The 22142-nt window shown below is 67.6% G+C and carries 24 protein-coding genes; 16 read left to right on the top strand and 8 right to left on the bottom strand.

Annotation, left to right across the window (positions count from 1 at the left end; genetic code table 11):
• Positions 1–15: 15 nt before the first annotated feature.
• A complete protein-coding gene (locus JKL49_RS14040) occupies positions 16–471 on the bottom strand; it encodes a hypothetical protein (RefSeq protein WP_215341243.1) in 456 nt (151 codons plus the stop codon).
• 252 nt (positions 472–723) lie between these two features.
• On the opposite strand from JKL49_RS14040, the gene JKL49_RS14035 reads away from it, so the two are divergent.
• Positions 724–915 carry a hypothetical protein gene (locus JKL49_RS14035; RefSeq protein ID WP_215341242.1) on the top strand — a complete coding sequence of 64 codons (192 nt, stop codon included), beginning with the start codon at positions 724–726 and terminating at the stop codon, positions 913–915.
• A gap of 89 nt (positions 916–1004) precedes the next feature.
• Here JKL49_RS14035 and JKL49_RS14030 read toward each other — a convergent pair whose 3' ends face one another.
• A complete protein-coding gene (locus tag JKL49_RS14030; protein ID WP_215341241.1) occupies positions 1005–1907 on the bottom strand; it encodes an alpha/beta fold hydrolase in 903 nt (300 codons plus the stop codon).
• A gap of 226 nt (positions 1908–2133) precedes the next feature.
• Between JKL49_RS14030 and JKL49_RS14025 the strand changes: the two genes are divergently transcribed.
• Together JKL49_RS14025 and JKL49_RS14020 are read left to right on the top strand one after the other, a co-directional pair.
• On the top strand, positions 2134–3993 hold the full coding sequence (locus JKL49_RS14025; protein WP_215341240.1) for a glycosyltransferase family protein: 1860 nt from the start codon (positions 2134–2136) through the stop codon (positions 3991–3993).
• A 220-nt stretch (positions 3994–4213) separates the two neighbouring features.
• On the top strand, positions 4214–5155 hold the full coding sequence (locus JKL49_RS14020; protein ID WP_215338017.1) for an IS110 family RNA-guided transposase: 942 nt from the start codon (positions 4214–4216) through the stop codon (positions 5153–5155).
• A gap of 148 nt (positions 5156–5303) precedes the next feature.
• On the opposite strand, the gene JKL49_RS14015 is transcribed toward JKL49_RS14020, so the two are convergent.
• Positions 5304–7646: a DUF3553 domain-containing protein gene (locus JKL49_RS14015; protein WP_215341239.1), complete on the bottom strand. Its 2343-nt coding sequence runs from the start codon at positions 7644–7646 to the stop codon at positions 5304–5306.
• Positions 7647–7765: 119 nt separating this feature from the next.
• Here JKL49_RS14015 and JKL49_RS14010 point away from each other — a divergent pair, with 119 nt between their 5' ends.
• Entirely contained in the window at positions 7766–7945 is a 180-nt protein-coding gene (locus tag JKL49_RS14010) for a hypothetical protein (protein WP_215341238.1), read from the top strand.
• A gap of 61 nt (positions 7946–8006) precedes the next feature.
• Positions 8007–8162 (top strand): hypothetical protein, encoded by a 156-nt coding sequence (locus JKL49_RS14005; protein ID WP_249778085.1) that lies wholly within the window; start codon positions 8007–8009, stop codon positions 8160–8162.
• A 127-nt stretch (positions 8163–8289) separates the two neighbouring features.
• On the opposite strand, the gene JKL49_RS14000 is transcribed toward JKL49_RS14005, so the two are convergent.
• Positions 8290–8499, bottom strand: a complete 210-nt coding sequence (locus tag JKL49_RS14000) for a ribbon-helix-helix domain-containing protein (RefSeq protein ID WP_215341236.1) — start codon at positions 8497–8499, stop codon at positions 8290–8292.
• Between the two features lie 137 nt (positions 8500–8636).
• Between JKL49_RS14000 and JKL49_RS13995 the strand changes: the two genes are divergently transcribed.
• Positions 8637–9407 carry a Coq4 family protein gene (locus JKL49_RS13995; RefSeq protein ID WP_215341235.1) on the top strand — a complete coding sequence of 257 codons (771 nt, stop codon included), beginning with the start codon at positions 8637–8639 and terminating at the stop codon, positions 9405–9407.
• Between the two features lie 61 nt (positions 9408–9468).
• Positions 9469–10185 carry a Coq4 family protein gene (locus JKL49_RS13990; protein WP_249778084.1) on the top strand — a complete coding sequence of 239 codons (717 nt, stop codon included), beginning with the start codon at positions 9469–9471 and terminating at the stop codon, positions 10183–10185.
• A 160-nt stretch (positions 10186–10345) separates the two neighbouring features.
• Here the strand turns inward: JKL49_RS13990 and JKL49_RS13985 are convergent, their stop codons facing one another.
• Positions 10346–10522 carry a DUF4169 family protein gene (locus tag JKL49_RS13985; protein ID WP_215341234.1) on the bottom strand — a complete coding sequence of 59 codons (177 nt, stop codon included), beginning with the start codon at positions 10520–10522 and terminating at the stop codon, positions 10346–10348.
• Complete coding sequence (locus tag JKL49_RS13980; protein ID WP_215341233.1) at positions 10519–11406, bottom strand: DUF6807 family protein; 888 nt, start codon at positions 11404–11406, stop codon at positions 10519–10521. Before JKL49_RS13980 ends, JKL49_RS13985 begins: the two co-directional genes overlap by 4 nt.
• Positions 11407–11529: 123 nt before the next feature.
• Here JKL49_RS13980 and JKL49_RS13975 point away from each other — a divergent pair, with 123 nt between their 5' ends.
• Positions 11530–11766 (top strand): DUF2171 domain-containing protein, encoded by a 237-nt coding sequence (locus JKL49_RS13975; protein WP_215341232.1) that lies wholly within the window; start codon positions 11530–11532, stop codon positions 11764–11766.
• A gap of 42 nt (positions 11767–11808) precedes the next feature.
• Here JKL49_RS13975 and JKL49_RS13970 read toward each other — a convergent pair whose 3' ends face one another.
• A complete protein-coding gene (locus tag JKL49_RS13970) occupies positions 11809–13011 on the bottom strand; it encodes a pyridoxal phosphate-dependent aminotransferase (protein WP_215341231.1) in 1203 nt (400 codons plus the stop codon).
• Between the two features lie 136 nt (positions 13012–13147).
• Here JKL49_RS13970 and JKL49_RS13965 point away from each other — a divergent pair, with 136 nt between their 5' ends.
• The 8 genes from JKL49_RS13965 to modA all read left to right on the top strand — a co-directional run bounded on the left by JKL49_RS13965 (position 13148) and on the right by modA (position 20486).
• Positions 13148–13561, top strand: a complete 414-nt coding sequence (locus JKL49_RS13965) for a hypothetical protein (RefSeq protein WP_215341230.1) — start codon at positions 13148–13150, stop codon at positions 13559–13561.
• 41 nt (positions 13562–13602) lie between these two features.
• Complete coding sequence (locus JKL49_RS13960; RefSeq protein WP_215341229.1) at positions 13603–14322, top strand: TVP38/TMEM64 family protein; 720 nt, start codon at positions 13603–13605, stop codon at positions 14320–14322.
• Positions 14319–14939 (top strand): glutathione S-transferase family protein, encoded by a 621-nt coding sequence (locus tag JKL49_RS13955; RefSeq protein ID WP_215341228.1) that lies wholly within the window; start codon positions 14319–14321, stop codon positions 14937–14939. Before JKL49_RS13960 ends, JKL49_RS13955 begins: the two co-directional genes overlap by 4 nt.
• Positions 14940–15154: 215 nt before the next feature.
• Positions 15155–16753, top strand: a complete 1599-nt coding sequence (locus JKL49_RS13950) for a 2-isopropylmalate synthase (RefSeq protein ID WP_215341227.1) — start codon at positions 15155–15157, stop codon at positions 16751–16753.
• Between the two features lie 141 nt (positions 16754–16894).
• Positions 16895–17779 (top strand): DMT family transporter, encoded by an 885-nt coding sequence (locus JKL49_RS13945; protein ID WP_215341226.1) that lies wholly within the window; start codon positions 16895–16897, stop codon positions 17777–17779.
• Between the two features lie 49 nt (positions 17780–17828).
• A complete protein-coding gene (locus JKL49_RS13940; RefSeq protein WP_215341225.1) occupies positions 17829–18647 on the top strand; it encodes a phytanoyl-CoA dioxygenase family protein in 819 nt (272 codons plus the stop codon).
• A gap of 48 nt (positions 18648–18695) precedes the next feature.
• Positions 18696–19544 carry a hypothetical protein gene (locus tag JKL49_RS13935; RefSeq protein WP_215341224.1) on the top strand — a complete coding sequence of 283 codons (849 nt, stop codon included), beginning with the start codon at positions 18696–18698 and terminating at the stop codon, positions 19542–19544.
• 168 nt (positions 19545–19712) lie between these two features.
• A complete protein-coding gene (modA, locus tag JKL49_RS13930; RefSeq protein WP_215341223.1) occupies positions 19713–20486 on the top strand; it encodes a molybdate ABC transporter substrate-binding protein in 774 nt (257 codons plus the stop codon).
• 1 nt (position 20487) lies between these two features.
• On the opposite strand, the gene JKL49_RS13925 is transcribed toward modA, so the two are convergent.
• Positions 20488–22011 (bottom strand): ABC-F family ATP-binding cassette domain-containing protein, encoded by a 1524-nt coding sequence (locus tag JKL49_RS13925; RefSeq protein WP_215341222.1) that lies wholly within the window; start codon positions 22009–22011, stop codon positions 20488–20490.
• Between the last annotated feature and the right edge of the window lie 131 nt (positions 22012–22142).

Genomic DNA, 22142 nt, shown 5'->3' with positions numbered 1-22142 from the left:
GAAAGGCGAGGGGGCTTAGGCGGGCGGCGGCGCGGCTTCGTCCGGCGACTCTTGCGGCGCGGGCGGCGCGTGAGCGGTCTCTAGGCCCGCCAGGATGTCGCCGCCCATGGAGGGATAGGAGGGCGGCGGGGCGGGTTCGGACTCGTATTTCGCCGGGGTCCAGCGAACGGGTGCGTCCTCGTGGACTGGGCGGGCGGGCGCGGGTTCAGGCTCGGCCTGGGCCATCTCCACGGGGGCGGGCTGGGTCCAGTCGGTGCCGATCACATAGTCGGGGACCTGGCCGTCATAGCTGGTCCAGCTGGCCGTCTGCCGGAAGCCGGGGCCGAGCCGCTCCCCGGACTTGCCCGACAGCAGCTGTGGGCCATCGAGATCGGTCATCTCGCGGATGTTGGGTTTCGAAGCGCCGCCAAGGATCAGGCCCGCCACGGTGGCGATGGCCATTCCGTAAAAGGCTTGCCGCAGATCGCGCATCTCTCGACTCCCTCGCTGCCGACTATAGCGCGCGAATGGGCATCTGGTTCAGCTCACGTGGCGCCTGTCCCAATTCGGCGCGTCAAAGCCGACGGCTTTTCAGGTCATGGGCTCCAACTCGCCCGACTGGATATGTCGCGTCGGCGAAGTTTCTCCCCTCAGGGAACGAAGGGACGCGCGAACTGGCCCCCCTCTTGCGCCGGACGGATGTGGACCTGCGCGCCGTCGCGGGGTCCGCTGATGGAGACCACCATGACCCTTGAAGCTCTCGAGGCCGAAACTCGAGACCCGTTCTTCGATCACTGGGCGCCGATGTTCGTGGTCTATGCCGCCAACGCGGTGGCCCTGGCCCTGCTGGTGCTGTTCTGGCCGGCCTTCGCTCTGCTGGACCGCCTGCCGGCCGCCAAGCCTAGACCCTTTCCGGGTCAGGTTGAATCAACCTGACCGGACAAAGAGGGTCTATCTCCTTGAAGTTAGAGCATGTCCGGGCGGCGAACCGGTTCCCACTTGCGCCTGACATGCTCTAAGGCCGCCTAGACCCCTTCACGCGCCCGCGCCGTGGCGCGTTCGATCAGGTCGGCGATGCGCGGGATCAGCTGTTGGGGCAGATCATGACCCATGCCGGGGATGGTGTGCAGCTCCGCATCAGGGATGACGGCGGCGGTGTCGCGGCCCCCTTCGACCGGGACCAGCGGATCGGCCTCGCCGTGGATCACCACGGTGGGTGCGACGATGGTGGCCAGGGCCTCGCGGCGGTCGCCGCTGGCGACGATGGCGGCCATCTGACGGGCGCGGCCCACCGGATAATAGGCGCGCTTGGCGTCCTGCTTGATGCGCTCGATCAGGATCTCGTCGGGGGTCGGATAGGCCGGGCTGCCGGTCACCTTCTGGCTCTCCAGCCCGCTCCAGATGTGCTTGTCCAGGTTTTCGGCCGGGTCGACCGCCGGCTTGGTCAGCGCGGCCATGGCCTCGGGATTGGCCGGGGGCAGGGCGGGATTGCCGGTGGTGGACATGATCGAGGTCAGGGACAGCACCTTCTCGCGGTGATTGGCCGCCACCATCTGGGCGATCATGCCGCCCATCGAAGCGCCCACGATGTGGGCCTTCTCGATCCCCAGGGCCTCAAGCAAGCCGGCGCTGTCGGCGGCCATGTCGTTCAGCAGATAGGGCACGTCCGGCGTCTGGCCGCTCATCAGGGCGGTGTAGACGGCGGTCATGTCCGGCTCGCCGTGCGCCTCCAGGCGGTGGGACAGGCCGACGTCGCGGTTGTCGTGGACGATGACGCGGTAGTTTCGCTCCGTGAGCTCGCGGATGAACTGCGGCGACCAGCGGGTCATCTGCGCCCCGAAGCCCATGATCAGCAGGATCGGCTCGCCGCTCTCCCGTCCATAGATCGCGTATTCGAGAGGTATGCCGTTGGCGATGATCTGAGGCATGGCGCCCTCCCGAGCGTCTGAGTGATTGGTGTTCACCTTGCTTGGGAAGACCCCGCTCCGCAAGGCCGCGGGAGCGTGCAACTCTTTGCCGCACGAGCCGGCAAAGAGTTTAGCTTTCCCGGCGACTCAAAGGAGAGTCAAAGAGCGTTGATCGGCCTCCTCAGGTTGAGGATTCCGTCTCGTCGTCGCCCCTGCCCTGGTGAAGAGCGACCCTGGAGAACACACCATGCGATCGCCCGCCGACATGGACATCGTCCAGATCGACATCAGCACCAAGTGCCACCTGAAGTGCTCAAACTGCACCCGGCTGATCCCGCACCAGACCCAGCGGGCCGACATGGAGCTGGAGACCTTCGAGCGGGCCGTGAAAAGCATGGAGGGCTGGAACGCCCCCAACAAGCTGATCGGCATCATCGCCGGCGAGCCGACCCTGCATGCCAATTTCGAACAGATTTCGCTGCGCTTCGCCGAGCTGTGGGGCGGGGACAACACCAACAACGGCAAGTTCCCGATCAAGGACTTCAACAATTTCGCCAATGAGCGCCTGTTCGACCGATCGAACGGCCGTGGCCTGTGGACGAGTCTCGGCGCGGGCTTCTACCGCAACTACGAGACCATCATGTCGGTCTACAGCCACTTCAACACCAACACTCACGAGTCCGCCGGCCAGCACCAGGCGCTGCTGATCACCCGGGCCGACTACATCGCGGCGACCGGCATCTCCGAACTGCAGTGGGAAGAGAACCGCGACAACTGCTGGGTGCAGAAGCTCTGGTCGGCGACCATCAACGACAAGGGCGCCTATTTCTGCGAGGTCGCCGGCGCGATCGACCGGCTGTATTTCAATGGCAAGCATGCCTGGCCCGTCGAGCACGGCTGGTGGCAGCGCCAGCCGGGTGACTTCGGAGACCAGATCGAGCTTTGCAACTACTGCGCGCTCGCCCAGCCCGGTCCGTCCCAGTTGGACATCCTCGAACGCGACATCATCAGCCCGCAGCACCGCGACATCCTGCGCAAGCTGGGCAGCCCGGCGATCAAGAAGCACAACTACGAGATCTTCGACCGCGAGCTGCACAAGCAGAAGCGCGAGGTCGAGAGCCGCGACAACTATGTCGGCAATGACGGCGCCGGCCGCCGGGTCGGCATCGGCCACAACTCCACCAAGCCCAAGAAGCTCTCCTGCGTCCTGGTCTCGGTGGGCTACGGCGACATGCTGGCCCAGACCCTGCCGCGCAACATCGACCAGTTCGACGAGGTGATCGTGGTCACCACCTCCACCGACCTGCGCACCCAGGAAGTGGCCGCCGAGTACGGCGCGACGGTGGTGATCTCCGACCGCTGCTTCGACGACGACCACGCCTTCAACAAGGGCCGCATGCTCAATGACGGCCTGGCGGTGATCAAGGAGCCCGACTGGATCGTCTTCACCGACGCCGACATCGCGGTGAACGACCAGCTGCGCGACGTGGTGTTCGGCCACTCCTGGAACCCGGGCTGCCTCTATTTCACCGCGCGTCGCGACAGCGCCCCGGTGGAGGGCCAGTTCGACAAGGTGAACCTGGAGCCCAACGGCTACTTCCAGATGTTCCACGCCAAGGCCAAGGCGATCCGCGCCAATTGGCCGGCGATCGTCAGCGAGGAATTCTGCTCGGCCGGCAGCGTCGACACCTGGTTCTTTCAGCAGTGGGACACCGCCAACCTGATCGGCATCACCGACATCGAGGTGGACCACATCGCCTCGACGTCGCTGGGCCTCAACTGGAACGGCGTCCAGCCGCAGGACGGCAAGTGGCGCCAGCTGGGCATCCTCACCACCAACGGCTTCTCGTCGTTCCTGGGCCTGGAGGTGATGCCGCCGGTGATCAAGCTGACCGACACCAAGTTCGGCCAGACCATCGTCATCGAACTGAAGGACCTGGAGCGCTACGCCCGCATCATCCCGACGGGCCTGGAATTCCTCGGCAAGGACCTGGGCAAGAGCCACATCCACGTGGCCTTCAAGGACGGTGGGGACGCGCCGAAGATCTCGACCCTCACGCCGACGGTGGTGCAGCAGGTGGCTGTGGCAGAGGCTGTTCCGGCTTAGACGGAGCAGGAAACGGGTCGGGCCCTATCCACCTGCAGACCGTCATCCTTGTCTGTTGATGGCCTGACGCTGTTAGGCTGATCGGCGGACGGCGCACCGTTGTCATCCTTGGTCTTGGAGACCGTGCCCGAGCAGGGTGCGCCGCCCGCCTTTCGTCAACCACCCCGAACAGTTGCCTGGGAGGCGTTGGAGCGCCGTCCCGTAGGACAAGGATGGGACCATGACCTTACCTCAAACGACGCTGGGGATCGACGTCTCCGGCAAGCGTCTGGACGCCTATGCGCACCCGGCCGGCCGGGTGCGGGATTTCTCCAACGACCCGGCTGGCATCGCCCGGCTGGTCGACTGGGCCCTCACGCTGGAAGCCTTCGTGGTGCTGGAGGCCACCGCCCCCTGGGACCAGGCCCTGCTTCGCGCCCTGGAGACCGCAGGGGTGAGCTTCCATCGCGCCAACCCTGGGCGGGCTCGGGACTTCGCCCGCTCCATGGGCCTGCTGGCCAAGACCGACGCCGTGGACGCCCGGATGCTGGCGCTCTACGGCGCGACCTTGCCGCTGGTCCCTACCCCGTCAGCCGATCCCGCCCGCCTGGCCCTGCAGGGCCTCACCGCCCGCCGCGACCAGCTGGTGGAGATGCGCAAGGCCGAGCGCATCCGGCTGAAGGGCCGGCCAGATCCAGACCTGATCGACAGCATCGGGGCTGTCCTGTCGGTGCTGGACGACCAGATCGCCCAGCTCGACAAGCGCATGCAGGCCCTGATCGCCTCCAGCCCGGACCTGGACCGCCAGCAGGCCATCCTGCGCTCGGCCCCCGGCATCGGCCCGGTCGCATGCTCGGTGCTGCTGAGCTGCCTGCCGGAACTGGGCCAGGTCGACCGCCGGGCCATCGCGGCCCTGGCGGGCCTAGCGCCCATCGCCCGCGACTCCGGCCTGATGCGGGGACGCCGGCATGTCCAGGGTGGTCGAAAGCGCGTCAGGGACGCCCTCTACATGGCCGCCTTGGCCGCCATCAGACGCGGGCCCTGGAAGGACATCTTCGAGGCCATGAAGGCTGCTGGAAAGGCCCCCAAGCTCGCCATCGTCGCCATCGCCAGAAAGCTCCTCGTCGCCCTCAACGCCGCCCTAAAGCATCAAAGGCCCTTCCAAAATCCACAGAACGCTTGACCAGACCCAACACAGTTGCTCGGGCTTGTCCCGAGGATCCATAAACACCGCGGCGCAGTGGGAACTCGGCGGCGACGTCCGCGCCCTCTTCGGAATCTCGGAGATCATGGATCCTCGGGACAAGCCCGAGGATGACGAGTCTCAGGTCTCACCCCTTCTCCACGAAGCTGTCGATCACCTTCTTGTCGCCGGCCTTTTCGAAGGCGACGGTGAGCTTGTTGCCGTCGACGCCCTTCACCTGGCCGTAGCCGAACTTCTGGTGGAAGACGCGGTCGCCGCGCTTGAAGTCGCTGGCCGCCGAGCTTTCGGCCACCAGCCGGCCCTCGCCCTGGATGACCTGCTGCCGGCCCGGATGGCTGCCCTGATAGCCGCGAGCCTGGGCGCGCTGCCAGCCGGGGGAGTCGTAGCCGGAGCCGAAGGCGGGCGTGGCGTCCCAGCTGCTGCCGTGCTGCTGTTGCATGCCGGGGCCGCCGCCGTAGTAGCCGGTCTCCGACGAGGCCTCGACATTGGCCAGGGGCAGTTCGTCGACGAAGCGGCTGGGGAGCTGACTTGTCCAGCGGCCATAGACCATGCGGTTGGCGACGAAGGAGATGCGCGCCTCTTCCCGGGCCCGGGTGATGCCGACGTAGCCCAGGCGGCGTTCCTCCTCGAGGCCCTTCTCGCCGCTCTCGTCCATGCTGCGCTGGGACGGGAAGACGCCTTCCTCCCAGCCCGGCAGGAAGACCAGGGGGAACTCCAGGCCCTTGGCGGCGTGCAGGGTCATGATCTGCACGGCGTCGGCCTGGGGCCCGCGATCCATGTCCATCACCAGGGAGACGTGCTCCAGATAGGCCTGGAGGGTGTCGAAATTGCCCATCGACTGGACGAGCTCCTTCAGGTTCTCCAGCCGGGTCTGAGCCGTCGGCGTCTTGTCCAGGCGGAGCGCATCGGTATAGCCGCTCTCCTCCAGCACCTGCTCGGTCAGCCGGGCGTGGTGCAGAGTCTCGGCCTGGCCGCGCCAACGGTCGAGGTCGCGGATGAAGTTGGCGAGCGCCGTGCGCGTGCGCGCCGCCAGTTCATCGGTCAGCACCACCTCGCGGGCCGCCGTCATCACCGGCACGCCGCTCAGCCGGGCGATCTGCAACAGCTTCTGGACCGTGGTGTCGCCGATCCCGCGCTTGGGGGTGTTGACGATACGCTCGAAGGCCAGGTCGTCGTCCGGCGACTGGATCAGCCGCAGATAGGCATGGGCGTCGCGGATCTCGGCGCGCTCGAAGAAGCGCGGCCCGCCCACCACCGTGTAGGGGATGGAGAGCAGGACGAACCGCTCCTCGAAGGCGCGCATCTGGAAGGAGGCCCGCACCAGGATGGCCATGTCGCGGTACTTGCGCGGGTCCTTATCCGTGGAGCCCTTCTTGGCGCGCTCGATCTCGTCGGCGATCAGCCGGCTCTCGGCCTCGCCGTCCCAGACCCCCCGCACGATGACCTTCTCGCCGCCGTTCTGCTCGGTCCACAGGGTCTTGCCCAGCCGGCCCTTGTTGGCGCTGATCAGGCCCGAGGCGGCGGCCAGGATATGGCTGGTGGAGCGGTAGTTGCGCTCCAGCCGCACCACGGTGGCGCCCGGGAAATCGCGCTCGAAGCGCAGGATGTTGTCCACCTCGGCGCCGCGCCAGCCATAGATCGACTGGTCGTCGTCGCCGACGCAGCAGACATTCTGGCTGGCCTGGCCCAGCAGGCGCAGCCACAGGTACTGGGCGACGTTGGTGTCCTGGTACTCGTCCACCAGGATGTAGCGGAACCGGCGGTGGAACTCGGCCAGCACCTCAGGTTGGCTCATGAAGATGGTCAGGTTGTGCAGAAGCAGGTCGCCGAAGTCGCAGGCGTTCAGCACCCGCAGACGCTCCTGGTAGAGGCGGTACAGGGCCTGGCCCTTGCCGGCGGCGAACTCGCGGCCCTCGTTGGCGGGCAGGCGGTCCGGCGTCCAGCCGCGGTTCTTCCAGTGGTCGATCAGCCCGGCCAGGGTCTTGGGCGTCCAGCGCTTGGCGTCGACGTTCTCCACCTCCAGCACCTGCTTGATCAGGCGTTCCTGGTCGTCGGTGTCGAGAATGGTGAAGTTGGACTTCAGCCCCACCAGCTCGGCGTGGCGGCGCAGCACCTGGGCGGCCACGGAGTGGAAGGTGCCCAGCCAGCGCAGGCCCTCGGCCTGAGGCCCGATGATGGCGGTGATCCGCTCGCGCATCTCCCGCGCCGCCTTGTTGGTGAAGGTCACCACCAGCAGTTCCCACGGTTTGGCCCGGCCGGTGGCCAGGATGTGGGCCAGCCGCGTGGTCAGCACCCGGGTCTTGCCGGTGCCCGCGCCGGCCAGCACCAGGACCGGGCCCTCGGTGGCCTCGACAGCGGCTCGCTGCTCGGTGTTCAGCCCCGCCAGATAGTCGGGGCCATGCACACGCGCGAGATCGCTGATCCGCGGAGCGGGGGCGGGGAAGTCTTCAAACGAGTCATAGGACGACATTGGAACATATGTAGCACATCGGGCGGCCGACTTAAGGGGCGAGGGATGGCGATCTCGCGCCAGGGAACCGCGCCGAGCTGGGTTCGTTGTCTTCCCGACTTTGAAACTGGGAGGCTGAAATGGCTGAGAACTCTGGAAATGGTGCGACCCCTGTCCTGGCCTTCATCGTCGGAGGCCTGCTGGTCGTCGTCGCGGTGATCGCCTTCATCATGTATTCGGGCGGCGGCTTCGGCCAGTCCAAGAGCCTGGACGTCAACATCAAGGCGCCTGACATCTCGGCTCCCAAGCCGGCCGGCTGACGTGGCCCAAGGCTCAAACGGCAGCGGTCCATGGCTGGCTTTCCTTGTAGGGGGGCTGATCGTGGCCGTCGCCGTGATCGCGTACTTTGTGTACGCAGGTCGCCAAGCCGCGCCGTCGCTCACCAAGGACGTCGACATCCACCTGACCATGCCCAAGGCGCCGCCAATGCCGGAGGGGCCAAAGCTCCCCAACGCGCCGATCCCGATGCCGAAATAGCCTCTGCTGTCATCCCGGTTTCGCGCAGCGAAGACCGGGACCCAGAGACACCGATCCGCCCTGCACGCCCCGCGCATATGGGGCCCGGACAAGCGCTGACGCGCTTTCCGGGATGACAGTTGTGGTTCTAGCTACGCGCGAAGGTCAGCGCCGCCACGCGGCAGGCCGAGGCCAGCGGCCGTTCGCCGCGGGTCTCGTCGAGGCGGGCGATCAGCCCGGCCAGGCTCAGCGCCTGCTGCTGGGCCATCTCCTCCAGAACCGCCCAGAACTCGGGTTCCAGCGCCATGGATGTGGCGTGGCCGGCGAGCAGGATCGAGCGTTTACGCAATCTGGGCATTTGCACCCTTAGTCTCAGGCCGAACGTCGACGATGCAACAGTCTTTGGCCTGGTGCACGCCGTCGAAAAAAGAGGGCTTGCCAAAAAATGACGCCAGCGTCATCTTTAATCCGAACATGGTTCGAAAGGTCCCTCCCATGACCACCGCCGTTGTCGATGTGCGTTACTCCACCCAGCCGATGCCCAAGCCCGCCCTGCAATGGCGCGCGGCGTTCAAGGCGCTGGGGCGCCTGCTGAACGACAAGGAGGCCACCGACCAGGTGTTCGAGATCATGCGGGCCCTGAACGGCACGTCGACCCGGGACTGTTATCTGAAGCTGCTGACCACGCCGCAGGGCGGGCGCATCGCCTATGAGCGGCCGGAACTGGCCGACAAGCTGATGGACGACGCCTGGCTGGACGCCTTCGCGCCGGGCACTGTCGGCGCCGCCTATCGCGACTTCATCCGCTCCGAGCAGCTGTCGGCCGAGGGCCTGGCCGAGATCAGCCGCGAGGGCGACAAGGGCGGCGTCGACCTGCAGCACCCCTATGCCTGGATGGGTCGCCGCACCCGCGACGTGCACGATATCTGGCATATCCTTTCGGGCTATCACCGCGACGGCCTGGGCGAGGCATGCCTGGTGGCCTTCTCCTTCGCTCAGACCGGCGGCCTCGGCTGGGCGCTCATCGGGCTGGGTGCGGCCGTCCGCACCCGTGGCGCCGGTCAGCCCTACGCCAAGGCGATCTGGCAGGGTTACAAGCGCGGCAAGGCCGCCGCCTTCCTGCTGGGCGAGGACTATGAGCGCCTGCTCAACGAGCCGCTCGAGTCCGCCCGCAAGCGTCTGAACATCACGTCCGCGACCCGCTACATCGCCATCCCGCAAGAGGCCCGCGACTGGAGCCCCGACCAGCTGGCCATCGCCGCCTAACCCAGCTCTTGCCGTAGCTGAGGGGCTGGCGCATCCTTTTCGAAAGACAGGGATGAAGGCCATGGAAGAGCCCAAGCGCGGACTTGGCGAGGCGATGGCGGCGCTGAAGCGCCTGCGCGAAACCGGCGACACCAAGCATGTGTTCGAGATCACCCGCGCCCTGGGCTCGGGCAAGCCGCCGCCTGGCTATGCCCGCCTGCTGACCACGCCCCAGGGCGGGCGCATGGCCTATGAGCGCGTGGAACTGTGCGAGCGGTTCGGCGACGACGCCTGGCTGCGGGGCTTCGCACCCGGCACGGTGGGCGCGGCCTATCGCGACTTCATCACCCGCAACAACATCTCCGCCGCGGGTCTGGCCGACGCCAGCGAGCGCGCCGCCTTGGGCCAGCCGCAGTACAAGCATCCCCACGCCTGGTACGGCCGCCGCAACCGTGACACCCATGACGTCTGGCATGTGCTGACTGGCTACGGGACCGACGGGCTGGGGGAGGGGTGCGTGGTGGCCTTCTCCTACGCCCAGACCGGCAGCCTGGGCCTGGCCTTCATCGCCCTCCATGTGGCGCGGTCGGGCAAGAAGACCCGCCCGGACCTGCCGTTCTTCGCCGCCGTGTGGCGCGCCTACCTGGCCGGCCGCCGCGCCGCCTGGCTGCCGGGCGAGGACTATGAGCGGCTGTTCGCCGAGCCGTTGGAGAGCGCCCGCCAGCGCCTGGGGATCAGCCCGCCCGACACCTACCGCCAGATCCTGCGCGCCTTCGCGCCGCAGATGGCCGCGGCCTAACCGAACCGTCGTCATCCCCGGGCTTGTCCCGGGGACCCATGATCTCCGACTCGCCGCAGGTCGCGCGGCGACTGCCGAAGATACTTGCTGGTCCACGGAGATCATGGGTGGCCGGGACAAGCCCGGCCATGACGATCAAGGGCAGAAGGGGGAGGCCGCGCTACACCTCGCGCTTCGCCCCATCCAACAGCCTCACGACCTTCGCCGCCTCGGCCTTCTCCACCGCCTTCTCGCCCTTGGTGCGCCCGAACTTGGCGCGGTTGGTGGCGGCCTGGGACTTGGCGTCCTGCTTGACGCGGGCCTTCTTGGCCTTGTTGAAGTTGACGATGTCGTTCATCGCGCCGCCGACTCCCGGGGCTGGATGACCACCGTAGATTCCAGGTGCAGAGGCCGCTCGATGGGGATGGCGTAGGGCGCGCGGCCCGGGAAGACGCAGTTCTGCATGGAGAGCTCGCGGCGCAGGATCCAGCGTGTGATCGGCTGACCCTGGGCCTTGCAGGCCAGACCGACGGCCCAGGCCGGATAGGCGTTGGCGACAGGCCAGGCAAAGCCCATCGCCGGGCCGGCGGCCACGGCCTCGACGGCCGGCGTTACGGCCTCGCCGCGCGAGGCGAAGCTCAGGCGGTCGGGCTGGACAAGGCGCATGGAAAAGCCGCCATAGCCCTTGGCGTCGTCGCTGCCGCCCAGCGAGAGGCCCGGCACGCGGGCGGTGATGGTGGTGTCGAACTCGATCCGCTGGCCGGTGGTCGCAGCCGGACGGATCGTGACCTTGGTCACCTCGCGGGCCACATAGATCAGCTCGGGCTTCGAATTGACGATCCAGTCGACGTCGAGGGTCAGCACGCCTGACCCGTCCGGCTGGCCCTGGAACTTCGTGCCGCGCACGAAGAAGGTCAGGCCCTTCATGAACCAGCCGTCGGCCACCACCTCTTCGCCGATCCGCACCTGGTGCCAGCTCCAGAACAGGCCGCGATTCGCTGGGTGGTCTGCAGGGCGGTCCTCGGTGAGCACCGTACCGTCCGGGGCATAGAGCGGATGGACGTAGTTCAGGCGGCCGGGCTCGGCGGGGTCGCTGGTGCGGGTCCGGTAGACCAGCACCGTTCGGCCATTGTCGGTGAGGGTCACGCTGTCGGGCGCCAGCCTGGCGTCGATGGCCGCCTGGGCGGTTCCGGCGGCGCCCAGCAGGAGCAGGGCGGAGAGGGCGGCGGCGAGTTTGATCATGGGGCCAGCCTAGCTTTCCTCGCGTCCGCGCGCACCTTCCCGGACATGAAACTTTGGACAGCCGGAGAAACTTGGCCGTGGCCTCGGGTGTTTGACCCTCACACCATCCACGAGGAGACGAACATGATCCAGACGTCAGACATTCGCGAACACATGGAAGTCGTCGGCTCCGACGGCGGCCACGTCGGCAAGGTCGATCACGTGCTGGGAACGGATATCGAGCTGTCCAAGATGGACCTCGGCTCGGGCCTCAAGCACCACCTGATACCGCTCACCTGGGTCGAGCAGATCGCCGACGACAAGGTCCAGCTCAACATGACCAAGGACGCCGCCAAGGCCGCCTGGCGCGAGAAGCACTGAGGCGCGCCTCCCTCCCCACCTCGGGGAGGGAGGTCTGCCGATCTATTTCAGCGAGGCGCAGAAGCGTTGGATGCGCCCGCAGGCGTCTTCCAGCACGTCGTTGCTGGTGGCGTAGCTGATGCGGAAGAAGGGCGAGAGGCCGAAGGCCGCGCCAAACACCACCGAGACGCCCTCCTGCTCCAGCAGTTCCACGGCGAAGTCACCGTCGCTGCTGATCACCTTGCCGCTCGCCGCGGTCTTGCCGATCAGCTTCTCCACCGACGGATAGACGTAGAAGGCGCCCTCCGGGGTGGGGCAGAGCAGGCCGGTGGCCTGGTTCAGCATGGAGACCACCAGGTCGCGGCGTTGTTCGAACAGCTTGGCGTTGGGCTTGATGAAGTCCTGCGGACCGTTCAGCGCCTCGACCGCCGCCCATTGCGAGATGGAGGAGGGGTTCGACGTCGTCTGGCTCATGACCTTGGCCATGGACTTGATCAGGGCTTCGGGGCCGGCGGCGTAGCCGATCCGCCAGCCGGTCATGGCGTAGGCCTTGGAGACCCCGTTCATGGTCAGGGTGCGGTCGTAGAGCGCCGGCTCCACCTGGGCGATGGTCCAGAACTGGAAGTCGCCGAACACCAGGTGCTCGTACATGTCGTCGGTGAGGATCCAGACGTGCGGGTGGCGCAGCAGGACGTCGGCGATCGCCCGCAGCTCGGCCTTGGTATAGGCCGCGCCCGACGGGTTGGACGGCGAGTTCAGGAACACCCACTTGGTGCGCGGCGTGATGGCGGCTTCCAGGTCGGCGGGCTGCAGCTTGAAGCCCTTGTCGGCCGTGGTCGGCACAGCCTTGGGCTCGCCACCGGCCAGCAGGACGATATCCCAGTAGCTCACCCAGTAGGGCGTGGGGATGATCACCTCGTCCCCGGGGTTCAGGGTCGAGATCATGGCGTTCCAGATCACCGGCTTGCCGCCCGGCGAAACGTTCACCTGGGAGGTCTTGTAGGTCAGGCCGTTCTCGCGCTGGAACTTGGCGACGATGGCTTCCTTCAGCTCAATAATGCCGTCGACATTGGTGTACTTGGTCTTGCCGTCGCGGATCGCCTTGATCGCGGCTTCCTTGATGTTGTCGGGCGTATCGAAGTCGGGCTCGCCCGCGGCCAGGGAAATCACATTCCGGCCCTGGGCTTTGAGTTCGCGGGCTTTCGCGTCCGCCGCCAGGGTGGCGGAGGGCTTAACGCGGGACAGCGCGGCGGATTCAAGCGACATGGCGGGGAAACTCCCGGTCGGAGGGTTTAAGAGGAACGGGGCGGGGTGTAGCCGAAGGGGGCGGCAAGGCAAAGCCGCGAACGCCGGGGAACGGCCATTCCTTGGACCCGTTTGCCCAAAGGTCACAGGAGCCGCCATGAAACCCGCCCTGATCGCCGTCCTTTCGGTGCTGTCGCTCGCCGCCTGCCAGCGCAAGGCCGAGGGGCCGCCGCCGCCGCCGCCCATCGGCGGGCCGCCGCCCGCGCCGCCCAAGCCCCTACCACCCCCGGCGTCCTATATCGGCCGCTGGGCCGCCACCGCCGAGCTCTGCGCCAAGGGCGCCTGGGTGTTCGAGACCGACAAGGTTTCGACCGCCGGGGAGGTGGGCTGCCAGTTCGGCTCGGTCTCGCCGACCCCGACTGGCTACCAGACCGCCGCGAGCTGCACGGCCGAGGGACCGCCGCAGCCCAAGACCTTCACGCTCACCATGCTCGGCGGAACCCCACCATCCATGACGGTGACGGGCGGGCCATGGGGCGCGCCCGTCACCCTGCACCTCTGCGCGGGCTGAAGCTGTCTTGACCGGCAGGCGGCGATAGGCGAGGGCAGGCCATGCGCCGCCTCTTCCGCTTCCTGACCGAGATGGACGCCCAGGCGTGGCGAACCATCGCCGTGTCGTTCGTCCTGTTCGGCGGGGTGGGCATCGTCTTCCTGTTCGGCGCCCAGGTGCTGGGCTTCAACGGCGAGGCCACGGTCGAGCAATGGCTCGGCGCGGCCAGCGGGCCCTGGGCCCTGCCGACGGCGGTGGCGGCCTTCGCGATCCTGGCCTTCATCGGCGTGCCGCAGTTCATGCTGATCGCCGCCGCCGTGGTGGCCTTCGGACCGTGGACCGGCTTTGCCTACAGCTGGATCGGGACGATGGTGTCGTCGCTGGTGGGCTTCTATCTGGGTCGTTTCGCGGGGGCCAAGGCGCTGGCCACCATCTCCGGCGAGAGCATGCAGCGGTTCATGGGCCTGGTGGGGCGCAACGGCTTCCTGGCCAGCCTGATCGTTCGGCTGGTGCCCTCGGCGCCGTTCATCGTCGTCAACATGGCCGCGGGGGTGACGCCAATGCGCGTGATCCAGTTCGCGGCGGGGACCGCCATCGGCATCGTCCCGAAGATCGCCCTGACCGCCTTCGCCGGCAATTCCATCGTCCAGGCGATGAAGGGCGGCAGCCTCAAGCACATCGGATGGCTGGTGGCCGTCGCCGCCCTCTGGATCGCCATCGGCTGGTTCGCCCGCCGCTGGCTAAAGTCGCGGGAGAATGCCGCGGAGGACCCGAAGCCATGATCAAGCTCTACTCCTTCCCCGGCACCATCAGCCTGGCGGTTCACATCGCCCTGGAAGAGGCCGGCGCCGACTATGAGCTGGTGAAGGTCGATTTCCTGACGAACGAGCAGCGGTCGCCGGACTACCTTGCCATCAATCCCAAGAGCCGGGTGCCGGCCCTGGTGACCGAGCGCGGCGTGCTGACCGAGGCGCCGGCCCTGATGACCTATGTGGCCCAGGCCTTTCCGCAGGCGAAGCTGGCGCCGCTGGACGATCCCTTCGCCATGGCCCAGGTCCAGGCCTTCAACACCTATCTCTGCAGCGCCGTCCACGTCTCGGCCGCTCACCGCCATCGCGGCTATCGCTGGGCCGATGACCCGGTCGCCATCGCCGACATGCGCCGCAAGGCGCCCTTGGCGGTGGCGGAGCACTTCGAGCTGATCGAGACGGAATACCTCGTCGGACCCTGGGTGATGGGGGGCGACTACACGATCTGCGACCCGTATCTCTTCACCCTGACCGGGTGGCTGCCCCGCGACGGCGTCGACATGGCGCAGTTTCCGAAGGTCGCCGATCACTTCGCGCGGATGGGCGAGCGGCCGGCCGTGAGGAAGGTTCTTGCGCAACTAGCCGCCTGAAGGTCTCCAGGCGCAAGACTCTTGCGGTGAAGCCGCAGATTCTATAGATCATCTCCCCATGCACTCGCATCTGCACAGCCAGCTTCTTCTTACGCTGGGGCTTAGCCGCCCCTGGGCGCCCCTGTAGGCTGCGCATCTTCGCGGCCGGGCGCTTCAGGGGATGACCCCGACGCCTGAGCCTTCTAAAACACCCCCGCGAAGAATGAAGTGATCCCATGACCGTATCCCCCGCCGATCAGGCCCCCTCCGCCAACGACACCGTTCGCAAGGAGAGCGACCGTGTCATCGTCTTCGACACCACCATGCGCGACGGCGAGCAGTCGCCCGGCGCGTCCATGTCGCTGGACGAGAAGCTGGAACTGGCCAAGATCCTCGAAGAGATGAAGGTCGACGTCATCGAGGCCGGCTTCCCCATCGCCTCGAACGGCGACTTCGAGGCGGTCCGCAAGATCTCCGAGATCGTCACCGAGAGCACCATCTGCGGCCTGGCCCGGGCCGGCATGGCCGACATCGAACGCGCCGCCGAGGCGATCCGTCCGGCCAAGCGCGGCCGCATCCACACCTTCCTGTCCACCAGCCCCAGCCACCGCGACCACATCCTGCGCGCCAGCCAGGAAGACATCCTGGAAATGATCACCAAGTCGGTGACCCACGCCCGCAACCTGTGCGACGACGTGGAATGGTCGGCCCAGGACGCCACCCGCACAGAGCAGGACTTCCTGCGCCGCTGCGTGGACGCCGCCATCAAGGCCGGCGCCGGCACGGTGAACCTGCCCGACACGGTGGGCTATTCGTATCCCAGCGAATATGCCGACATCTTCCGCGACATCCTGGAGCACGTGGACGGGGCCGACCGCATCATCCTGTCGACCCATTGCCACAACGACCTGGGCCTGGCCGTCGCCAACAGCCTGGCCGGGGTTCAGGGCGGGGCGCGCCAGATCGAAGTCGCCATGAACGGCATCGGCGAGCGCGCCGGCAACGCGGCCCTGGAAGAGGTCGTCATGGCCCTGAAGGTGCGCGGCGACCGGCTGCCCTACTTCACCAATATCGAGACCCAGCACATCACCCGGGCCAGCCGCTACACCTCGGCCATCACCGGTTTCCCGGTGCAGTTCAACAAGGCGATCGTCGGCAAGAACGCCTTCGCCCATGAGAGCGGCATCCACCAGGACGGGATGCTGAAGGACCGCGGCACCTACGAGATCATGTCGCCTGAGACCGTCGGCCAGGGCGCCTCGAACTTGGTGATGGGCAAGCATGCCGGCCGGGCGGGCTTCCGCGAGAAGCTGAAGGAACTGGGCTACGAGCTGGGCCAGAACGCCCTGAACGAGGCCTTCCAGCGCTTCAAGGATCTGGCCGACAAGAAGAAGCACGTCTTCGACGACGACATCATCGCCCTGGTGGACGACGCCCTGGCCAGCGGCGCCGACCGCATCCAGGTCAAGCACCTGCGGGTGATCGCCGGCACCGAGGGCCCGCAGCAGGCCGAGCTGACCGTGACCGTGGACGGGGTCGAGAAGTCGGGCGCCGCCACCGGCGACGGCCCGGTGGACGCGGTGTTCAACGCCATCCACCAGGTCGTGCCCCACACCGCCATCCTGCGCCTGTTCCAGGTGCACGCGGTGACCGAGGGGACCGACGCCCAGGCCCAGGTCTCGGTGCGTCTGGAGGAGGACGGCCGTATCGCCACCGGCCAGGCCGCCGACACCGACACCCTTACCGCCTCGGCCAAGGCCTATATCAACGCGCTCAACAACCTCTTCGTCCGCAAAGAAAAGAGCGCGCCGGACGCCATCGCCAGCGGCTTCTAGCGCGCGCTGTCATCCCGGCTTCCGCGTGGAGCGGAAGACCGGGACTTCCCTGATTTCTCCTGAAGGCCCTGCGCGTCTGGGTCCCGGACTGGCGCTGCGCGCCCTCCGGGATGACAGTCGGTGGCGGGGTGAGGACGTTCTATGCTCTGGATTATTCTGACCGCCGCGGCCGCGCCGCTGCAGGTGGCGCGCAACGCCTTGCAACGTGGCCTGGTGGGGGACGCCGGTCCCTGGGGTGCGACCCTCGTGCGCTTCCTGTTCGGCCTGCCGTTCTCGATGCTGATCTTCGCCGTGGTGGCGATGCTCACGCCGAGCGCTGAGCCACACGTGTCGGCGCGGTTCATCATCGCGGTCATCGCCGGCGCCATCGCCCAGGTCAGCGCCACCGCGGCCCTGCTGGTGGCCATGCGCCACTCCGGCTTCGCGGTGGCGACCTTCATGCAGCAGGCCTCATTGCCGATCGCGGCGATCATGGGCTTCGTGGTGTTCGGCGACCATATGAGCGCGGTGCAGTGGGCAGGCTTGGCGGCCACCACCGTGGGCCTGCTGGTGCTGTCCTGGCCAAGAGGCGATGAGGCCAAGGCGGGCGCCCTGAACGGCTCGCTGTTCGGTCTGGCCTCCGGCGTCGCCTTCGCCGTGGCGCTCAACGGCTACCGACAGGCCGGCATGGCCCTGGAGCCGCACCACCCGATCTATTCCGCGACGGCGGCCCTCTGCGTCGCTCAGGCCCTGCAGTCCATCGTGCTGGGCGCTATCCTGGCGGTCACCCGGCCCCAGGCCCTGCGCTCGGTGGCGGGATCGTGGAAGCAGTCCCTGGGGGCCGGCTTCTTTGGCACCGCGGCCTCGGCCTTCTGGTTCTCGGCCCTGGCGCTCGCGCCCGCCGGCCAGGTGCGCGCCATCGGGGTGATCGAGGGGCCGATCGCCGCGGCGGCGGGGCGCCGGCTGTTCAAGGAGAAGCTGACCCTGGTGCAGATCGCCGGAGGCACGGCGACGGCCATTGGCGTGGTGATGACAGCCCTGGGGTAGGTCGGGTTATGCTTCGGCATCCGCCGACAGAGCGGGGAGGGAAGAGACCATGGCCTTTGACGCCGACGCCCATACCGAGGCCCTGCACCGCGACGGCTATACGGTGATCGAGGGCTTCTGTGACGCTACCACTCTGGCGGCCATCCGCCGGGGCCTGGCGCCGCACATGGAGCAGCATCGCGGCCGCAACGACTTCGAGGGCTTCGCCACCGAGCGGGTCTACACCCTGGTGGCGCGGGGCAAGGTGTTCGAGCAGGTCACCGAGGACGCCCGTGTCCTGGCCCTGCTCGACCGCTTCCTGCTGCCCGGCTATCTGCTGTCGGCCAGCCAGGCGATCTGCATCTATCCCGGCGAGACGGCCCAACAGGTCCACACCGACGACGGCTTCTACCGCCTGAAGCGGCCCCGACCGCCGGCCTCCATGAGCCTGATCGCGGCGGTGGACGCCTTCACCGAAGAGAACGGCTGCACCGAGGTGATCCCCGGCAGCCACCTGTGGAGCGACGCGGAGGTGGCGGCCCTGAGCCCCGCCGACCTGCCGCGCCTGCTTAAGCCCATGGTCATGCCCGCCGGCGCCGCCATCGTCTTCCAGGCCACCCTGCTGCACCGGGGTGGGGCCAACCGCAGCAAGGCGCCGCGCCAGGCCTTCACCAACCAGTATTGCGAGCCCTGGGTCCGGACCCAGGAGAACTTCTTCCTCGGCGTGCCGCGCGAGCTGGTGAAGACCATGTCGCCGCGGCTCCAGCGGCTGCTGGGCTACGACATCTGGCCGCCGTTCATGGGCCACGTGACGGCCTCGCACCCGCTGAAGACCCTGGAGGACGGCTATCTGCCGCCGGTGCTGGTGGATCGCGTGGTCGAGGGCTAACCTCGGGTCAGGAGCCGCCGCAGAGCGGCCCAGCGAAGGGAACGAAACATGAGCCAGGCCGCCGCATCCGTTGAAATCTCCGGCGAATTTCGCCGCCCGCGCAATCTCGCCCAGGAGATCAAAGGCTCGATCCACGACGACGCCACCGCCTCCAAGCTGGGCTTCCGGGGCGGGACGGTGGCGGGGTCGGTCCATATGGACCAGTTCGTCCCGGCGCTGCTGGAGCTCTACGGCCCCGACTGGTTCCGGCGCGGGACCCTGTCCCTGACCTTCAAGCACGCCACCGTCGACAACGAGGCGGTGCGGGTGTTCGCCCAAGCCGGTGAGACCCGTGCCCGTCTGTGGATGGAGAACGAGGCGGGCGACATCGTGGGGGAGGGAACCGGCTCCTGTGGCGAACCCGACCCGCAGAGCGAGGTCCGCCAACGGCTGGAGGGGCAGGGCATCGTCGGGGCCGAGACCCTGCGCATCCTGGGCAGACTGAAACTGGCGCCGATGGGCGAGGACGTCATCGTCTCGGCGTCGGCCACCAAGCGCCTCGACACCCTCACCGAACCCTTGCCGGCCTATGAAGGCAAGGACGACCGGTTCGCGGGCAGCGTCCTGCCGCCCTCGGCCTGCGTGCAGCTGTTCTGCAGCGTGCAGCGCCAGCGGCTCGACCTGGACGGTCCGGCGGTGGGTCTCTACGGGGCCATCGAGGTCGAATACATCGACGGTCCGCTGCTGGCCGACACCGACTACAGCTCCCACGCCCGGATCCTGGCGCTCAGCGAGAGTCCCAAGACCGAGAACCTCTGGTGGGAGGTGGTGCTGAGTGATCCTGCGACCGGCAAGCCCGTCGCCCGGATGCTGCAGTACCTGCGCTTCCTGAAGGGCTCGTCGAAGCTCTACGCCTGAGGTCTGGCGTGGCCTTGAGCCTGACGTTATATCTCTTCATATATAGCGAGAGGTTCGCCACGGCCGCCCTCAACGCGCTCGCCTTTTCGGCGCGCTGCGATGACGCGGGGGATCGCGTCGCCTCAGCGCGGCCTCTCGCAAGGCCTAATATTCTTTGAGGAATTTCCCGTGAAGCTCACGCGCCGACTTGCGATGCTGGCCGCCGCCTGGACCCTGGCCGCCGCGCCCGCCCTGGCCGCGGACAAGCCGGTGACGGTGTTCGCCGCCGCCTCGCTGAAGAACGCCCTGGACGAGGTGGGCGCGGTCTACGCCGCCAAGACCGGCGGCGAGGCGAGGTTCTCCTATGCCGGCTCCGCAGCCATCGCCCGCCAGATCGAGCAGGGCGCGCCGGCTGATGTCTACATCTCCGCCGACAGCGACTGGATGGACTACTTGGCCGGCAAGAAGTTGATTGTCGCGGCCAGCCGCCGGGACCTGCTGACCAACCACTTGGCCCTGATCGCGCCGACGGACGCCAAGACCACCCTGAAGGTCGCCAAGGGCATGCCGCTGGCCAAGGCGCTGGGGGAGGGCCGCCTGGCCGTCGCCGGTCCCGACGTGCCGGCCGGCAAGTACGCCAAGGCCTCGCTCACCATGCTCGGCGTCTGGGACAGCGTCTCGGGCAAGCTCGCCCGGGCCGAGAACGTGCGGGCCGCCCTGCAGTTCGTGGCCCGCGGTGAGAGCCCCTACGGCATCGTCTACGACACCGACGCCAAGGTGGAGCCCAGGGTGAGGATCGTCGGCCTGCTCCCCGACACCAGCCATCCGCCGATCATCTATCCCGCGGCCCTGGTGGCCGGGGCCAAGAACCTGCAAGCCGCCGCCTTCCTGAGCTTCCTCAGCGGGCCGGAGGCAGGCGTGGTGTTCAAGAAGTACGGATTCACGGTCCTGCCGCGCCGCTAGGCTACTGCGCCTCGAAGAAGTCGTCGGGGCCCTCGACCTCGATCAGCCTGCCCTTGCGGATCTCCACGAACCGGGTGGCCGCCGCCCGTGTGAAGTAGCGGTCGTGGGAGACGAACAGGCAGGCGACGTCCGACGCCTCGAGCTGGGCCTCCAGGGCTTCCTGGCCCTCGATGTCCAGGTGGTTGGTGGGTTCGTCGAGCAGGTACAGGTTCGGCTTGGCCAGCTGCATCTTCAGGAAGGTCAGGCGCGCCCGTTCGCCGTGGCTGAGGTCGGCGATCGGCCCCTTGATGCGGTGATAGGGGAATCCGGCCTTGGCCAGCAGGGCGTTGGCGTCCTTGGTGGTCGCCCCGTCCACGGCGGTCAGGTAGTCCAGCAGGCTGGTCTTGAGCGGCAGCTCAGCCATCTTCTGATCGAAATAGACCAGCCGCGCCTGCGGGTTGAACCGCACCGGCGCCTGGCCGTCATAGTGCTCCTGATCGGGGTCATAGGCGCGGGCCAGGGCGTTGAGCAGCATCGACTTGCCGGCCCCGTTGACGCCCAGGATGGCGATGCGGTCGCCCGCAGCCACGTTCAGCCGGTCGATGGTGAACAGCTTGCGGCTGCCATCCGGCACTGTGACCGTATGGCCCTGGACCCGCAGGGCCACCTTGGCGTCGATCTCGCCGTCGTGCAGCTCCAGGCGCCGTTCGCGGGCGACATAGCTCTCCGTGCGCTCGGTCTCGATGCGGTCGATGCGCTTCTCGGTGGCCTTGGCGCGCTTGTGGAACTTGTCGTTCTTCACGCCCCAGATCCGATAGCGGGTGGCCATCTTTTCCAGCCGCTCGATCTCCTTGCCCTCCAGCTGCCGGCGCACGGCGTCGGCGGCGTCGCGGTGCAGCAGCTGCTCGCGGGCGCGGCTGAACGGGACACTGAAGGAATGGGCCCCATCCGAGCGCAGGAAGATGGTGCGCGTCGTGGTTCGCTCCAGGAACTCCCGATCGTGGCTGACGATCAGCATAGGCAGGCGGTCGTCGTCGGACAGCCAGCTCTCCAGGGTGTTGATGTTGGAGAGGTCCAGGTGGTTGGTGGGTTCGTCGAGGATCAGCAGGTCGGGCTCGGCCAGTTTGGCCGCCGCGGCGATCAGCATCAGCCGCTGCCAGCCGCCGCTAAGCGATCCGAAGGTCTGCTGGGCCGTCTCGTAGCTGACCCCGATCTCGTCCAGCAGGACGTCGACCTTCCAGTCCTCGCTGCCGTCGGTCAGCGGCAGGGCGCTTTCCAGCACCTCGCGCACGGTCCTGTCGCCGAGGCCCGGCGGCACGTCCTGCGGCACGTAGCCGATCTTCAGGCCCCGCGACTTGATGATCTGGCCCTCGTCCAGCTCCAGCTCCCCCAGCAGGCATTTCAGCAGAGTGGACTTGCCGGCGCCGTTCTCGCCCACCAGGGCGGTGCGCGCGGCGTCGAGCTGCAGGGAGACGCCTTCGAAGACCTTGCTGGTCCCGTAGAGGAAGAGTGCCTTCTCGACCCCGAGGACCGCCTGACCGGACATGTTGAGCGCCCTCCGGCCGCAAGCTTCAGTGGAGCAGGGTTCTAGTCCCCGCGAGCCTGCGAAGCTGTCACTCCGAAGCGACACAGGCCATCCTTCTTGGCCCGCGTGACCGGCGATCGGAGCCGTTCGCC

The organism is Phenylobacterium glaciei (assembly GCF_016772415.1).
GTDB classification, from domain to species: domain Bacteria; phylum Pseudomonadota; class Alphaproteobacteria; order Caulobacterales; family Caulobacteraceae; genus Phenylobacterium; species Phenylobacterium glaciei.
Note: the sequence above shows the minus strand (reverse complement) of the source record. Positions and strands in the feature narration are given on the sequence as shown.